The organism is Natrinema soli (genome assembly GCF_028618695.1).
In genome coordinates, this window is sequence record NZ_JAQIVI010000369.1 from 1 (window position 1) to 12,486 (window position 12,486).

The 12,486-nt window shown below is 64.4% G+C and carries 15 protein-coding genes and 1 tRNA gene; 9 read left to right on the forward strand and 7 right to left on the reverse strand.

Features of this window, described 5'->3' with window-relative positions; translation table 11 throughout:
• Both PGX04_RS20995 and cgi121 read left to right on the forward strand, forming a co-directional pair.
• A partial coding sequence (locus PGX04_RS20995; protein ID WP_273740288.1) for a helix-hairpin-helix domain-containing protein occupies positions 1-344 on the forward strand: 344 nt, incomplete at its 5' end.
• Positions 344-850, forward strand: a complete 507-nt coding sequence (cgi121, locus tag PGX04_RS21000; protein ID WP_273740289.1) for a KEOPS complex subunit Cgi121 — start codon at positions 344-346, stop codon at positions 848-850. The genes PGX04_RS20995 and cgi121, both read left to right, overlap by 1 nt.
• A 26-nt stretch (positions 851-876) precedes the next feature.
• On the opposite strand, the gene PGX04_RS21005 is transcribed toward cgi121, so the two are convergent.
• Together PGX04_RS21005 and PGX04_RS21010 are read right to left on the reverse strand one after the other, a co-directional pair.
• The gene (locus PGX04_RS21005) at positions 877-1,653 is read right to left on the reverse strand and encodes an iron-sulfur cluster assembly protein (protein ID WP_273740290.1); all 777 of its coding nucleotides are present in this window, start codon (positions 1,651-1,653) and stop codon (positions 877-879) included.
• Entirely contained in the window at positions 1,653-2,717 is a 1,065-nt protein-coding gene (locus PGX04_RS21010; RefSeq protein WP_273740291.1) for an amidohydrolase family protein, read from the reverse strand. The genes PGX04_RS21005 and PGX04_RS21010 overlap by 1 nt, the downstream gene beginning before the upstream one ends.
• 187 nt (positions 2,718-2,904) lie before the next feature.
• Here PGX04_RS21010 and PGX04_RS21015 point away from each other — a divergent pair, with 187 nt between their 5' ends.
• Together PGX04_RS21015 and PGX04_RS21020 are read left to right on the forward strand one after the other, a co-directional pair.
• Positions 2,905-3,948: an NAD(P)-dependent alcohol dehydrogenase gene (locus PGX04_RS21015; protein WP_273740292.1), complete on the forward strand. Its 1,044-nt coding sequence runs from the start codon at positions 2,905-2,907 to the stop codon at positions 3,946-3,948.
• 152 nt (positions 3,949-4,100) lie between these two features.
• The gene (locus tag PGX04_RS21020; protein ID WP_273740293.1) at positions 4,101-5,483 is read left to right on the forward strand and encodes an oxidoreductase; all 1,383 of its coding nucleotides are present in this window, start codon (positions 4,101-4,103) and stop codon (positions 5,481-5,483) included.
• A gap of 2 nt (positions 5,484-5,485) precedes the next feature.
• On the opposite strand, the gene PGX04_RS21025 is transcribed toward PGX04_RS21020, so the two are convergent.
• From PGX04_RS21025 to PGX04_RS21035, 3 genes are all read right to left on the reverse strand, one after another.
• Positions 5,486-6,229, reverse strand: a complete 744-nt coding sequence (locus PGX04_RS21025) for a rhodanese-like domain-containing protein (protein WP_273740294.1) — start codon at positions 6,227-6,229, stop codon at positions 5,486-5,488.
• A 129-nt stretch (positions 6,230-6,358) separates the two neighbouring features.
• A tRNA-Gln gene (locus PGX04_RS21030) sits at positions 6,359-6,431 on the reverse strand.
• Between the two features lie 74 nt (positions 6,432-6,505).
• Positions 6,506-7,069: a homing endonuclease associated repeat-containing protein gene (locus tag PGX04_RS21035; protein ID WP_273740295.1), complete on the reverse strand. Its 564-nt coding sequence runs from the start codon at positions 7,067-7,069 to the stop codon at positions 6,506-6,508.
• A 122-nt stretch (positions 7,070-7,191) separates the two neighbouring features.
• Here PGX04_RS21035 and PGX04_RS21040 point away from each other — a divergent pair, with 122 nt between their 5' ends.
• The 3 genes from PGX04_RS21040 (at position 7,192) to cysE (ending at position 9,690) form a co-directional block, all read left to right on the forward strand.
• A complete protein-coding gene (locus tag PGX04_RS21040; RefSeq protein ID WP_273740296.1) occupies positions 7,192-7,782 on the forward strand; it encodes an IMP cyclohydrolase in 591 nt (196 codons plus the stop codon).
• 449 nt (positions 7,783-8,231) lie between these two features.
• Positions 8,232-8,900, forward strand: a complete 669-nt coding sequence (locus PGX04_RS21045) for a metallophosphoesterase family protein (RefSeq protein WP_273740297.1) — start codon at positions 8,232-8,234, stop codon at positions 8,898-8,900.
• Positions 8,901-9,180: 280 nt separating this feature from the next.
• On the forward strand, positions 9,181-9,690 hold the full coding sequence (gene cysE, locus PGX04_RS21050) for a serine O-acetyltransferase (protein ID WP_273740298.1): 510 nt from the start codon (positions 9,181-9,183) through the stop codon (positions 9,688-9,690).
• Between the two features lie 24 nt (positions 9,691-9,714).
• On the opposite strand, the gene PGX04_RS21055 is transcribed toward cysE, so the two are convergent.
• On the reverse strand, positions 9,715-9,870 hold the full coding sequence (locus PGX04_RS21055) for a hypothetical protein (protein WP_273740299.1): 156 nt from the start codon (positions 9,868-9,870) through the stop codon (positions 9,715-9,717).
• Between the two features lie 196 nt (positions 9,871-10,066).
• Here PGX04_RS21055 and PGX04_RS21060 point away from each other — a divergent pair, with 196 nt between their 5' ends.
• Together PGX04_RS21060 and PGX04_RS21065 are read left to right on the forward strand one after the other, a co-directional pair.
• On the forward strand, positions 10,067-10,978 hold the full coding sequence (locus PGX04_RS21060; RefSeq protein WP_273740300.1) for a hypothetical protein: 912 nt from the start codon (positions 10,067-10,069) through the stop codon (positions 10,976-10,978).
• A gap of 168 nt (positions 10,979-11,146) precedes the next feature.
• A complete protein-coding gene (locus PGX04_RS21065; protein ID WP_273740301.1) occupies positions 11,147-11,443 on the forward strand; it encodes a hypothetical protein in 297 nt (98 codons plus the stop codon).
• A 222-nt stretch (positions 11,444-11,665) separates the two neighbouring features.
• Here the strand turns inward: PGX04_RS21065 and PGX04_RS21070 are convergent.
• Positions 11,666-12,486, reverse strand: an 821-nt coding sequence (locus tag PGX04_RS21070; protein WP_465263831.1) for a phosphohexomutase domain-containing protein, incomplete at its 5' end; no start/stop codon positions are given.

Consider the following 12,486-nt stretch of genomic DNA (forward strand, 5'->3'; position numbering starts at 1 on the left):
GCGTCGGCGAGGAGCTCCTCGAGCTCGTCTCGGTCGGCGGCGTCGGCCGGAAGCGCGCTCGCCGGCTCTACGACGCGGGGATCGAGGAGCCCGCGGACCTGCGAACCGCGGACAAGGGCGTCGTGCTCAGCGTGCTCAAAGGGGAGAAGACAGCCGAGAACATCCTGGAAAACGCCGGCCGCGAGGACCCATCGATGGACGGCGTCGAGCCGAAATCGGCGGGATCGGAGGGATCGGCCGACGGAGCGGCGGTCGAAGACTCGAGCGACGACGCGGGTAGCGACGCGACGACGGCGGAGTCGACGGATCCGGACGACAGTCAGGCGAGCCTGGGTGATTTCTGATGGAGCTACTCGAATGCCGACTCGAGATCGGTGATCTGGACTCGTTCGTGGCCGATATCGGCGAAATAGGGGACCGCCACGGCGTGACGATCCAGGCGTTCGATTCGCGATACGTCGCTGATCGATGCCACCTCGAGCGGGCCGTCGAACTGGCCGATCGCGCCATCGAACGCGGCGAGAACGTCGCCCGGGATCGCGCCGTCGAGATCCTGCTGTACGCCGCCGGCCGTCGGCAGATCGATCGTGCGCTCGAGATGGGCGTCGGCGAGGGGGACAATCGGGCAGTCGTACTCGTCGACGGCGACGCCGATGACGCGGAAGCGGCTGCGCTCGCGGCCCTCGAAGAACTGGACGCGTTCGTCGAACGGGAGCCGACGCTCGAGACGCAAGACGAGGAGACGATCTGTGAGTTCTTCGAGATCACCGACGCCGAACGCGGGGCCACCGACGCGTCGCTATCGGCGCTGGTCGGCGAACGGGTCGCCCTGCTCGAGGTCGAAAAGTAAGACTCCCGGCGCTCCCACCTGCGCCCTCAGTCGTCGGCAGTCCCGTCGAGGCGATCCTCCCTGGCCTCTCGAAGCCCGTCACAGATGCCGCCCTGACTCGACATGTTGACCTTCGCGAGCCGCCCCCGCTGATGGACGAGATCGAACGACTCGGCGTCGATCGGCTCGCCCTCCGGCGTTCGAAACAGGCGATCGCCCGGGGCCGAGACGAGGTCGGTTTCGCGGGCCTTCTCGAGGTAGCGCTCGATCGGCTCCGATGAAACGGTGACGGCGAACGATCGATTCTCGACGTAGACCGAGACGATCTCAGTCCCGTCATCGGTCTCGATATCCCGCCGGCGGAGTTCGACGATCACCTCGGCATCGAGACCGGCCGCCAGCAGCGTTTCGACCGCATCGTACTGGCGAGCGACTCGAGCCTTATCGTCGAGTTCCGCACGGACGGCCTCGACGTCGCCGTCGGCGTCCGGGAACGCCGCGGCGAAGGCGAGTCCCTCATTCACGCCGCGGTTGATCTCCGTCTCGTGCATGTGGTCGTGAAGCGTGATACCGGCCTCCTCGACCGCCGGGAGGGACTCGACTTCGTCGCGGGCGTCGACCGCCATCATCCAGGCGAAGGCCGGCGAGCACCACGCCGTCGGGAGCGTGAGGTCGACGGTGACGCGTCGGCTATCGATCTCGATCGCGTCGATGTAGTCGAGTTCGACGATCGAGCGATCGAGTTCCGGATCGGTGACTCGGTCCAGTCGGTCGCGGACGGCCGCTCGCGCGGGGGCGGGGCCGTCGGAAGTCTGTGCGGTCATCAGTCGTCCGCCGGTGCGGGTTCCTCGCTGGCGTAGTGGTCCTCGAGATCGAACTGCCGGCTGATCTCGTCCTCTTGAAACGCCTGCCGCTTTGCTTCGATGTCGATGTCGTAGAGGTCGGCGGCGTTCTCCCCCATCACCTTCCGCTTGGTCTCGAGGTCCCACTCGACGTCGTACTCCGTGCGGTGTTCCTGGGTGAGTTCTGCCTCGAGGACCGCCTCGACGAGCCAGTCGGGGTTCCAGATGGCGTAATCCGAGCCGAAGAGGACCCGATCCTCGCCGAGCCACCAGAGCAGTTCAGAGAGGATCTCCGAGAACTTGCCCGGCCGATTCTGAGCGAACGGCGCGGCGACCGCGAGGCCGCCGTAGACGTTGTTCTCCTGGGCGGCGATCCAGCAGAAGTCGTCGAGCCGCGGCAGCCCGACGTGCTCGACGACGAAGTTGAGTTCCGGGAACGACGAGGCCGCGTCGTCGATGTCGGCCACATCGAACGCGTCGCGGTTCAGCGGCCGGATCGTCGGCCCCTTGTGGGCGTGGATGTTCTCGATGCCGAGTTCCGAACACTTCTCGAGGAACTCGAATGCCACCTCGTCGTCGAGTCGCCACCCCTTCGAGTCGCCGCGCCACTCGGCGGTGTACAGTTTGACGCCGGGGATCTCGTATTTCTCGTGGAGTTCCTCGAGGTACTCGAGGCCCTCGTCCCCGTCGCGGGGATCGAACGTGCCGTTGAGGACGAACCGCTCGGGGTACTCGGTCGCAAGTTCGGCGTTCTGGTGCGTCGTGTTGAAGCCGTCCTCGTAAAAGTCAGTAAGGTACGTCGGCTGGAAGATAGCCATGTCGGCGGCGGCGTTGCCGAACAGGTCCTCGACCATTCGATCGGCGCCGTACTGTCGATACTCCGCCATGCTCCACTGGCGTTCCTCCGGTGTGAACGTCGTGTGATAGTCGTAGAAGCACTGGATGAACTCCTCCCCGCCGTCGTGTTTGATGTTCTCCTCCGTGGCGTCCCACAAGTGGACGTGCCCGTCGATGACGAAGATCTCCTCTCCGTTGTGCTGGTACATCGCACCGTGTAGGTTGATACCATACAACATTACTCTTTTTCCAGACATCACAGAGTGACACTGATGCACGACTACATCTCGCTAAAATTAGCGGTTCGTCCTATTCGTATCAAGATCCGGATATTCACACGCGGCGATACGCGAGCGGAACGTTATCACGAATGACGATGAACTGTGACGCGGTACCATGCAAGCAGCACGACTCCACGAGTACACCGAGGACATGAGCGAGGCGCTACAAATCGACGATATCGACCGCCCCGACCTCGAACGGTCCGATGGGGTGCTGGTCGAGGTCGAGGGGGCGGGCTGGTGTCAGACCGACAACCACATCATCGAGGGAATGTGGGCCGACTACGCGCCCCAGAACCTGCCGATGACGCTGGGTCACGAGAACGCGGGCATCGTCGCCGAGACCGGCGAGGAGGTGACGCTCGTCGAGGAAGGCGATCCGGTGATCTGTCACCCGGTCCAGACCTGTGGCATCTGTCGGCCCTGCAGACTCGGCGAGGACATGTACTGTGAGAACAGTGCGTTCAACGGGCTCACCACCGACGGCGGCTTCGCGGAGTATCTCCAGACCAACGAGCGCGCGGTGATTCCGCTGCCCGACGGCGTCGATCCGACCGAGATCGCGCCCCACGCGGACGCGGGAATCACGGCGTATCACGCCGTCAAGAAAGCGGTCGACGAACTGAACCCCGGCGACACCAGCGTGGTCATCGGCGTCGGCGGACTCGGTCACATCGGACTGCAGTGCCTCGAGGCGATGAGCGCCGCGGACATCGTCGCCGTCGACATCAAGGACGAGGCGCTCGAGTTGGCCGAGGACCTGGGCGCTCGCCACACCGTCAACTCCGTCGAAGCGGACCTCACCGACGTGGTCGCGGACCTGACCGACGACGAGGGAGCCCAGCAGGTGATCGACTTCGTCGGCGGCGACGAGACGACCGGACTGGCCCCCGAGATCGCCGCCGCCGGCGGCGATCACCACATCGTTGGCTACGGCGGTCACATCCACGAACCCAGTCAGGCGCTGGTCGACGGCGAATTCTCGTTCCGCGGCACGCTCGTCGGCAAGTACGCCGAACTCCAGGAACTCGTCGCGCTCGTCGACCGCGGCGACGTCGAATTGCGCACCGAACGTCACGATCTCGGCGAGATTAACACGGTCGCGGAACGGCTCGAGCACAACGAGATCGAGGGGCGTGCGGTGGTCTTGCCGCCCTGAGATAGCCGCTCGTTGCCGCTCGCTACGATCACGGCCGGACTCGAGGTGAAACTTGAACCGCCCCTCGGCCGTCGACTCGAAAGTGGCATCCGCACGCCACCGCTGCCGAACCGGCACATACCCTCTTGTGCGCCCGCCCGATACGCCCATGCATGGCCACCCTCGAGGATCCCGTCGAGATCGGCAATCTCACGATCCCCAACCGGCTCTACCGCGCGCCGCTGCTCGAGTGTGCGGGCAACGGCCCCGACGCGGTCGAGACGTTGATCGACGATCTCGAGCCCGCCGCGGCGTCGGGCGTCGGGCTCATCTGTCAGGGCGCGACGATCGTTCGGGGCGAGGGCGGCTGTGCCGCGCCGGGGATGACCCGCGTCCACGACGCTGATTTCGTCGAGGGTCTGTCGCGACTGACCGATCGGATCCACGACCACGGGAGCCGGATCTTCGTCCAGCTCGAGCACGGCGGGCTCCGAAGCATGGAGACCTGGCACGCCGAGTATCGCCGGGAGCATCCCGAGCTCGAGCAACTCGCGGTCTCGGAGCCACCCCGGCAGTTGCGGCTGCTCGATCGACTCGGATTCCTCGAGTACGATCCGCACGTCCTCACGACCGACGAGGTGTACGACCTCGCGGCGGATTTCGGCCGCGCGGCGGCCCGCGCCGTCGACGCCGGCTACGACGGGATCCACCTCGCCGGCGCGAACATGGGGATCGTCCAGCAGTTCTGCTCGCCCTTCTACAACCGACGGGACGACGAGTTCGGCGGCTCGCCGGAAGCGCGCCTCGAGTTTCTCGCATGCGTCCACGACGAGATCCGCGAGCGGGCGGGCGACGTGCCGATCATGACCAAAGTGCCGGCCGAGACGCCTGCACCGCCATCGCCGCTCGTCCAACGGAAGCTCTCGCTCGCAGACGGCGTCGAAATCGCTCGTCGGCTCGAGCGGATCGGCTACGACGCGGTCGTCCCGGTCCAGACGTCGGTCGTCTGGGACATGAGCATCGTCCGCGGGGAGTACCCCGATCGGGCGTGGGACAACGAGGCGCTTCGCGAGGAGTACGACGCGGCATTCGGCGGGTCGACGCGACGGCGGCTCGTCGCCCTGGCGAATCGCGTGCAGTCGCTCCAGTACGATTTCGAACCCGCGTGGAACGAGGACTTCTGTCGGCGCGTGCGCGAGCGGGTGTCGATCCCCGTGCTTGGAGAGGGCGGGATTCGAGAGCGGGGCGAGATTGATCGGTTGCTCGGCGACTCGAGCGCCCGGAGCGGATCCGAGGGCACAGACGCGAACGACGCACCGCCCGCCTGTGACATGGTCGGCATGGCGCGCCCCTTCTACGCCGAACCGCGGCTGGGTGCGCGGCTGCTCAAGGGCGAGTCGGAAGCAGGAGACGAAGCGCGCGTCCTCTGTGAGAGCTGCAACAACTGTACGGTACCGCAGGCGACGGGTGCTCCGGGGATCTGCCGGACGCCCGATGTCGTTCGGAAGCGGGGGGAACTCGAGCGGGAGGGTGCCTACGAGCGACCAGAACCGTAGTTTCAGGCCGTAATAGTAGCGCTCGTCAGTTCCGCGAGCGTTCCTTCGGTCGTGTAATCCGGCGCTTCGACTCTGAACCGAGAATCGGTCGAGCCCGCGTAGTGGAGCTGTAGCGTGTACGAGCCGTCGTCGGCGATCGGTGCCGCTTCGGCGCGCTCGGCGTCGAGTTGCTCGAGCATGACCATATCGCCGGCGTAGGCGGCGTCGGACTGGCCGTGAATGCTGTAGGTCGCCCGATCTTCTGAAACGTCCGATCCCTTGAGCGGATAGCCGGCGTTTATCCACGCCTGAAATCCCTCGTCGAGTGCGTACACCTCCTCGTAGCCGTTGTCGAGCAGCCACGCAGCGCGCAATCCGGAGAGGTGGTGGGGGCAACCACAGTACGTCACGATGCGATCATCTTTGGACCAATCTGAAACCGGGTCGTCCGAGTTGCCGTCCGGAGCGGGACTCAGCGGTGCACCGGCGATATGTGCCTTCTCGTACTGACTCGATTGGCGTGCATCAGCCACCCGCGCTTCCTGTCGCTGGTACCAGTAGAAGACGTCGGCGATCGGTGCCAGCGGCACTTCGACGCCCTCGTACTCCTTCGTCTGATAGGTACTGGTGTCGATCGATCGCTCTTCGGGCATCGTCTCCGGTTCCGGGCCATACCCATCTCCGTCACTGCCATCGCCACTGAGACAACCGGCCACTCCGCCGATCGCTGCTGTCCCTCCGACAGCAAGGAACGTCCGTCGGTTCATGCTGAATAGATAGCGAGGACAGAGAGATATGGCTTCTGGTGACGGAATAGTTGCCGATAGACCCCTCCGTTTCAACTGGAGAACGGAAGACAGGGGTACGGAAGTGCTCGAGTCGAAACGGGAGAGAAGTAGTCCATGCTGGATTCGAACCAGCGTCGAAGCCCCCAGAAGGCTTCAGGATTGGCCACTACCCTAATGGACTTGACATGTTTCGTCGGATCGGCTTTCGACGAGGTATTACAGCATAGTTGGCTTCCGTATTAGAGTGTTACGAACTCAGGTGGACAGCACTGAGTCGTGGTGTTCCAGTCGATGACAATTCGCACAGAGGACGATACAGCGATCAATCTCCTCGCGAATACTCGCCCTCGAGTAGCCATTGGCGACCATCGTCGCGATGCTGTGTTCTTTCTCGTCTGGATGATGAAAATCCAAGCAAGGCGGTCTATCTTCATCGCACCGGACACACTCGCAGTGGCGATTCTTGTACGAATAGAGCCACTGACGGATCTCCGCACGGCGACGATCCTTTCGCTCAATGCGTTCCTCTCGGTTCTTGTAATACCAGCGCTGTTGGCCCGTGAGTTCCTGCCACTCGACGTCATCCGGAATATCGACCCAATCCGGTTTCGGCTGGACGGGTTGTCCGCCCGTCACACACGGATCAAACGTTTCTAAACCTGCACGCTCTTTCGCCGCGTTCCACCCGTCCAGTATTTCCATAATCGTCGCAGAAGCCGGCGTCAGCCCCAACTCCTCGTACTGCGCCTTCGTCGGCGACTCACCGAGTTGCTCAGCCGCCCGCTGCAGCGCCTCGAGGCACTCCTCCTCCGTCGTCACACCGCTCTTCGCCGCGGGAACCGTTATAAAATCTCGCCACCAGAATCGATAGAGAGCCGACGAACACAACTGCTCGAGCGCGAACCGACATCCCTTTTCCCCTCTCTCGCGCACCTGCGAGTATGTACGTCGGACGATTCGTCGTCGTCGGTCCCGAGGTGGGCGCGTATCGCGTCTCCTCCCGATCGTTCCCGAATCGCGAGATCACCGCTCGAGACGAGGCGCTCACCGTCGGCCCCACCGAGGACGCCCCGGAGACGGACAACCCCTACGTCTCCTACAACTGCCTGCGGGTGGTCGAGACGCCGACGGGCGAGACGGCCGCCTTCGGCAACGGCTCGCACGTCGATCCGATCGCGGAGAAACTCGAGCTGGGCTACCCCGCCCGCGACGCGCTGGCGGAGAGCCTGCTGGCGCTGGACTACGAGAAGGACGACTACGACACGCCTCGAATCGCGGCGACGATCGGTGGCGACGGCGAGGCGCTGATCGGGACGGTTCGAAAAGACGCGCTGCTCGTCGAGACCGTCGACGAGCCGACGCTGGTCGCGACCTACGAAACGGATTCGCCCGAATCGATCGATCTCGAGGCGGGGAGCGCCGCGGCGGCCGCGAGCGAGGTATACGACCTCGAGTTCGAGCACGCGGTCTGTGCGGCCGGCGTGGCTCGAACCGAAGACGGGTTCGAGACGGCGATCGAGAACGGCGACTGATCGACGCGGAACTACTCGGTGGTCGATTGCGATCGTTCAATAGACGTGTTTGTGTAACAACTACTTCTGATGGGGTCGCCGTGAAAAAAGCACTCTACTATCGTGGCAACAGGGAATCGCCACGCCCTCCCCAGCCGATTTCTCCTCACGGGTGCGAAGCACCCGTTCGGATGGTTCGCGGGACCGGAGGTCCCGCGCTAACGCTCACTCCTGCCGTCGCTCGCTCATCCACTGGAAGACGCTTTGCGTCTTCCAAGCTATCACTCGTTCAACTCGCGACAACCTCGCGCAGTGGTATCGACCGCCCTCACTCTCGTTCGGCCGGTCGACAGCGCGCCACCGCACGCCGGTTAGCTGATCTGGAGCGATACGTTGCTTCCCTCCAGTGAACCGTTTCTGCGTTCCCTCTCGGCCAACCTACAAACACCTCGCGACTGTTATCCCCGAGCATGAAGGTCGGACTCATCTCGGACGTCCACGGCAACCGGGTCGCCCTCGAGGCCGTCCTCGAGGACATGCCCCCGGTCGACGAGCTCTGCTGTGCGGGCGATGTCGTCGGCTACAACCCCTGGCCGGCCGACTGCGTCGACGAGTTGCGAGCGCGGGACGTGCCGACGGTGATGGGAAACCACGACGCCGCCGTCGCCGGGGATGCACCCTTTCGATTCAACGGGATGGCCAAGGCAGGCGTCGAATACGCCAAACGGGAGCTTTCGGCCGAGCAGCTCGAGTGGCTCAGTTCGCTCCCAGCGGAGCGCCTCGCGTGCGACGGTCGCGTAAAACTCGTCCACGGACATCCGGACGATCCCGACCGGTACACACGGTACACGTATCCGAGGGACTTCTCGCCGCGGCTGCTCGGCGACGAGGACGTCTTGGTGTTGGGTCACACCCACGTGCAGGGCGTCGAACGGTTCGCTGAGGGCATCGTCATCAATCCCGGCAGCGTCGGCCAGCCCCGCGACGGTGATCCGCGGGCGGGCTACGCGGTGCTCGATCTCGACGCAGTTGCGGTCGACACCTACCGCGTCGAGTACGACATCGATGCGGTACAGGAGGCGGTCGACGAGGCCGGACTGCCCGACCGCATCGGAACGCGACTGGCTCGTGGCAAGTGATACGGTCCGGTGTAACGTTCTACCGGAGCAACCGCGAACTGTCCTGCGGTTGCTCCGGGAATGACTTACAACGGTCCGTATGAACCGGTGAGAGCGACCGAAACGAATCCTTTTACACTGTCCCCACGGCTACGGTCGGATATGGTATCCACCGGCCCTGACGCGTGTACCGAGCGGACCCACCCTCGTCGCGCCGCGGGTCGGTGTTGTCGTTCGCCCCGTCGGAGTGCAAGGCGACAGCGTCGTGTCGCGACCGCTCCGTCCGCTCTCGAGGTGAGCGATGTTCCGGCGAATTCGTGAGGACGTCCGGGCGATGGCCACGCGCGACCCCGCCGCGATGGGGCACCTCGAGGTCCTGCTGTGTTATCCCGGCCTCCACGCCGTCTGGGCCCACCTGTTGGTCCACCGGGTCTGGAGCGCCGGCTTCGAACTGACCGCGCGGCTGCTGTCCAACGTCGTCCGCCTGCTGACCGGCGTCGAGATCCATCCGGGTGCGGAGATCGGCCGGCGAGTCACGATCGATCACGGGATGGGCGTGGTGATCGGCGAGACGGCCGAGATCGGCGACGACGTCCACATGTATCACGGCGTCACGCTCGGCGGGGATACGAACGAACCCGTCAAGCGCCATCCGACGGTCGAAGCGGGCGCACAGCTCGGTGCCAACGCAACGCTGCTGGGTGATATAACGATCGGCGAAGACGCGGCCGTCGGCGCCGGCTCGGTCGTCACGAACGACGTCGCTCCGGGTGCGACGGTCGTCGGCGTCCCGGCAGAACGAGTCGACTGATCGGCACCAGTCGAGAGCGCCGGATTATTGCTGCTGTTCGCTGCTCGCCACACCGTCCGCGCCCGCCGGCTCCTCGGACGTCGGGACGCCCTCCTCGGTCTCGGCCTCGCTGGCGGACTCGGCCGAGATATCCTCGCTCACCGTCTCGTCGGGATCGGACCGGTAGCCGATAGTAGCCACTGTAAGTCACTGCACACCCGATCGCACAGCTGTCGTACGATCGGTGTGAATCGTTGCAGTTGTTACTATAACTCGAGAGGTCTCCCCCGATCCCTTACTCGACGATACCGACGGCGAAGGTCTCTCCGACGCCGTCGAATTCGAACTCGGAACGGACCCCGAGCAGATTGACACGACCAGCACTGGTGACGTCGCTTTGACCGGCGACGGTATCTCCGACGACGAGGCCCTCGAGGATCCCGACGAAGACCCCACCGTCTTCAGCACGTCACCACCGGAGATCTACCTGGAAGATTTCGATCAGGAGTGGACACTGGGTGAGTGGGAGGGATGTGAGCGAGATGGGATCGAACTACCGGACTGCGAGTACGACCGTCCCGGTTACGAGTTCGTCTTCGAAATTCGCGTCGAGGACCCACACGGAGTAAGCGACGTCGAACTCGAACAGACGGGAGTAACGGAGTTCTCTGATACGTATTCAACCCAGTACGGCATCGAACCAACCGAAGTCGAAGAGAAGATCGACTTCTATGCCGAAGGCGAAAAAGTCCTCTCGGACTTCCGCGGCGCCAATACCGTAGTCACGGCCGAAGATAAATACGGAAATCGCGGTTCGACAACGGTCGCCAGCAAGCGATCGATCGGCGGCCACCTGGCCGGGGAATTCGACTGGGCAGACCAGAGCGACCTCGGTGCGTTCTCGGGCTTTACACACGCCGCCGCGGAACTCCCGGATTTCGTCCGCTTGCTCTTCAACGATCCTCGGGAGATCGGCGAGGCGATCGCCGAATTCAGCCAAGAGTACGTGACGGTGCAGCAAGATCCCACCAGACACGAGAGCCAACTCTGGATGGAGATGGTTCGCGGGATGGCTGCGGATACCCACCGCACGCAAGACACGGACAATCCTCATAGTACACCGGAAGACACTGCGAGTGAAGCCGCCGAGTACTGTATGGAACAGTACGCCGATTCCTCCCGCTCGTCGTCGGACTACTGTCAGTTCGCCTCGGGCTGGTACCAGGGCTACAGCACCTATCTCGTCCTCGAGACGGTCGTTGGGTCCAAAGGGACGCTGAAAGGTGTCTCGAGCGCGGGTGATCTCTGAAAAGCGCTCGACGACGCCGGCGACGTCATCGATTCAGGGGCGGGTCTCAGACGGGTCGATACGATCAACACGAAGACCGGGAAAGTCACTCACCGAATCGTCGCAGACGGCGGTAGTCCGGACATCGATGCACCGGCCGTTCGTCGCCAGCTTCGCGAGGACTACGGGATGGAAACTGCCGGGAGCGTCAACCACGCGATCGGTCAACTCGAGGGACTGCGCCACCTCGATGAGGTCTCCTCGAGCGAGCAGGCTGCGCTGGCAGCACGGCTCTCGCGGAGTGCGGGGACCCCCGACGGGCGGCGATCACCAGTCGACGAGCCATCTGAAGACGACCCAGAGGACGATGATTCCGCCGGCATCGATGAGCGCGCTGATCGCCTGCGCCGAAAGTCCGACGACCGACATCACCGGCTCCACGAGCACGAGTCCGGCGAACGGTGCCCTGCCGATGACGACGACTAGCAGGGCGCCCGCGAGAACCTCTCCGAATGCCTCTGGAGGAGTTCTCCGCAGACGAGTACACGAGCCCGTCTTTCGGAGCGGTCCGCTCTCGGAGCGAGGCTCGTTCTCGGCCACGGAAATCGGTCGTCGTTCGGTGCGGAAGATTTTCCGTTGAAGACTACAAGAAACGACAGCTTCGAACGCACCCGAGGACCGAGAATCGATTTGAACCCTCGCGACGTCTCACACCAGCGGCGCGACCAGTTCCTCGCCGGCCTCGAGTAGTTCCTCGACCCGGTCCTCGTCCGATGCCTCGGCGTAGACCCGCAGGACGGGTTCGGTCCCACTCGGGCGAACGAGCAGCCACGAGCCGTCGGCCAGTTGCAGTTTGAAGCCGTCAGCCGTGTTGATGTCCTCGACGTCGGTCCCCGCGACCGCGTCGGGAATCTCGGCCTCGAGGTCGGAGAGCACCCGCGCCTTCTCGTCGTCGGGACAGGCGACGCTGATCTTGTCCTGGACGACAGTGCCGTGTTCGGAGAGCAAACGGTCGACCCGCTCATCCAGCGGTTCCGCGGCGTGCATCGCACTCGCGAGCAGCGCCATCAGGACGCCGTCCTTCTCGCGAACGTGGCCCCGGACGGTGAATCCGCCGGACTCCTCGCCCCCGACGAGCGCGTCGCCCTCGGCCATCGCTTCGGCGACCCACTTGAAGCCGACCGGAACCTCGCGGACGGTCTCGCCGTGGGCCTCGGCGATCCGGTCGATCAGGTAGGTCGTCGAGACGGTTCGGACCGCCGCGCCCGACGCGTCCTCGAGCAAGTAGTCGTAGAGCGCGGCGAAAAACAGGTTCTCGTCGAGATAGCCGCGTTCGGACGTGACGACGGCGATGCGGTCGGCGTCGCCGTCGTTTGCGATGCCGAGGTCGACGTCGCTCTCGTCGTCCGTCACGACCGCGATCAGGTCCTCGAGGTTCTCCGCGGCGGGTTCGGGCGAACCACCGCCGAATTCGGGGTCGCGCTCGCAGCGAGAGCGCTCGAGGGAGGCCCCGGCGCGCTCGAGGAGCG